Annotated in this window: 4 protein-coding genes; all 4 read right to left on the minus strand. The window is 58.0% G+C overall.

Annotated features, from left to right (window positions below; translation table 11 throughout):
* Window positions 1-301, minus strand: a 301-nt coding sequence (locus EN969_RS27520) for an NTP transferase domain-containing protein (protein WP_164758543.1), incomplete at its 3' end; no start/stop codon positions are given.
* 119 nt (window positions 302-420) lie between these two features.
* Window positions 421-1176 carry a hypothetical protein gene (locus EN969_RS27525; RefSeq protein ID WP_063167903.1) on the minus strand — a complete coding sequence of 252 codons (756 nt, stop codon included), beginning with the start codon at window positions 1174-1176 and terminating at the stop codon, window positions 421-423.
* A gap of 50 nt (window positions 1177-1226) precedes the next feature.
* Window positions 1227-1892, minus strand: a complete 666-nt coding sequence (locus tag EN969_RS27530) for a hypothetical protein (RefSeq protein WP_127224175.1) — start codon at window positions 1890-1892, stop codon at window positions 1227-1229.
* Window positions 1893-1993: 101 nt separating this feature from the next.
* The coding region (locus EN969_RS27535) for a cytochrome c biogenesis protein CcdA (RefSeq protein WP_245467525.1) at window positions 1994-2269 on the minus strand (276 nt) is incomplete at its 5' end.

A 2269-nucleotide genomic window follows, 5' to 3' on the forward strand; every position in this document is an offset into this window, starting at 1 on the left:
TGTCATTACCCTTTGATATCGCATCGGGCGCGGCAAGCAAGACGCGCGCGATGCATAGGCGCTTTTCCTGGACGATAGTCTCGGCCTTCGACGCGTACCGTGCCGCCGCCTTGCGCATCTCGTCGGCGCCATGGCCGATCACCAGCGCCTGGCTGCCGGCACCCGCCTCTTCCGCTGCCTTCACCACATGGGCGACCATCGGCAGCCCGGCAATCTGGTGCAGCACCTTCGGCAGCACGCTCTTCATGCGCGTGCCTTCGCCGGCGGCGAGGATGACGGACAGGCAGGATCTCTGGCTCATGGAAAGGACAACCATATGAAAAGGGATCAGGAATCGAAGATAGGTAGCATCTGGCGCCATGCTGCACCAATGCGGTTAAATTCCGGTGAGGTGGGTCGAGCAGCTGGTCGATATTGCCACTAGCGAGACGTAAGATAGTCCGGATCCTTGGCTGCGAGCAGTCGTTCGACCGAGGCTTGGAAAGCGGCCACGTCGCTTCCTTGTTTGGCAAGCAGACTCTCCATGTGCTTAATCCCGCCCTCATAATAGGGCCCGAACACCTTGGACAGTGCGATCGACTTAGCCTTGGCAGTCACGTCCGCATGTAGCAGCTCTATCATGGTTGGGGGGACCGTGCTGCTCGCCACGCCCGTCCGAAATGCCCCCCATCTCGGCCTTGCGTCGGCGCAATCTGATTCCATTCGATCAAGAATGGATCGCCCTTTCAATTTGAGGCCTTCCCGATCCGTCTCGCGGTCGGCCACCTCTGACCCTGCAGCACTTAGGTAGACGTAGACCTGCCACATTGCCTGTATGGTATCGGGAACCCCCGCTCCGCGAGGTTGCGGCATTTCAAGGTGAACTCGCTCGTCCAGGAAGCAAGCCAATAATTCTTCCTGCCGGCGATGGTCCGAAAACAGGAAAGCATCCGATTGCCCAAAGTTGAACAGTTTGTGGATCGCCTCTATCCGCAAGTCGGCCCATATCTCGACAACGCTTGCGCCCTCTCTGCGATGGGCAGGATAGGACAACTTCCCCGCTTTCACTGCATTGACGTAGTCGCGCACAGATGCGGCCAACGCTACAGCGAGCGATTGTGGCCGGACAAATTGCTCAGCCAGGGCCTTGAGTTCATGGTCAGGCTGGCTCGATTTCTTCCTCAACCAATTCCACATAGGCTGCCTCCCCAATTGCCTAAGTCGATTTCGCGTTTGCAACGACAGCGCTAGCTGTCAGGAGAGGGCAGAGCTGGCGGCTCCTGATAGGCCTCTAGCTGCCACGGCCCTTGATAGTCGGCAATCACGCCTTCGTCGGCCATTGGCATCTTGGCAATCGTAGCGATCTGCCCAAGGCACCGGTTCAGGTGCCCGCGGAGCACCTCCAGTGCATCAAAATAAGCCTGCCGGGTGTCAGGCGGTCGATAGAATTCTCCAAAGCGTGGATGCAGCGGGGCGTTCTCGTCGCGCCGGAGCAGTTCCTCGAACGTCATAAATTGGCGAATACCCAGAGCCATCGCGTCAAGCAGTAAGTACAGCGGCCCATCCTGCAAGTCGGCAAGCTCTACCCGTTTGTCCACGAGCGTTTGCCTGATTTCCCCAAGCGACTTGAGCGCATTGTCAATGCAGCCATCGCAGCACTCCCAAGCGGACAGAATCCTGCGATCCCGGAGCCGAATTACGAGCTCGCGGGCAACCTTACGCTCTCGATCATTCGGGCTGACAGCGATACTGATAAATGGGAGGTTAATCGTCACGTCACCCAAGCGACCATCCACTTGCCTCCGCGCTCGCGCCAGCAAGTCGGCAATATCGAATCTAAAAGGAATTTTTCCACTTCTCATGCTGCACAATATCAAGCTTTGAATTGATTGTGCGAGCTTTTGCAGGCTCACGTCAATATTGCAGTGTAAGACCAAATGGAGCGGGGAAATTCCGATCCGGAACTTACTACGCAAGTGAAACAATATCCGTAAGCCCGCTTGAGCTCGAACGCCTACCCCAACCGCCCCAGCAGCGGAAAATTCTCCAGCAGCCAGTAAGACACCGTCTGAACGCCGCCGGTGAGGAAAAACACGCCAGCGACAACCAGCAGCGCGCCTATTGCTTTTTCAACCCGGCCGAGATGAACGCGGAATTTGCCGAGGAAGCGCATGAAGGCGCCGGAAAACAGCGCTGCGATCAGGAACGGGATGCCCAGCCCCAGCGAATAGGCGGCGAGCAGCAGCGCGCCCTCGCCCACCGTTTCACGGCCGCCGGCCAGCGTCAGGAT

The sequence above is a fragment of the Mesorhizobium sp. M7A.F.Ca.CA.003.01.2.1 genome (genome assembly GCF_003998945.1).
Classification (GTDB): domain Bacteria; phylum Pseudomonadota; class Alphaproteobacteria; order Rhizobiales; family Rhizobiaceae; genus Mesorhizobium; species Mesorhizobium ciceri.

What these genes read in the sequence shown, in the direction of transcription:
- EN969_RS27525 (WP_063167903.1), bottom strand. Translation starts at nt 1,176, where the DNA reads ATGTGGAATTGGTTGAGGAAGAAATCGAGCCAGCCTGACCATGAACTC.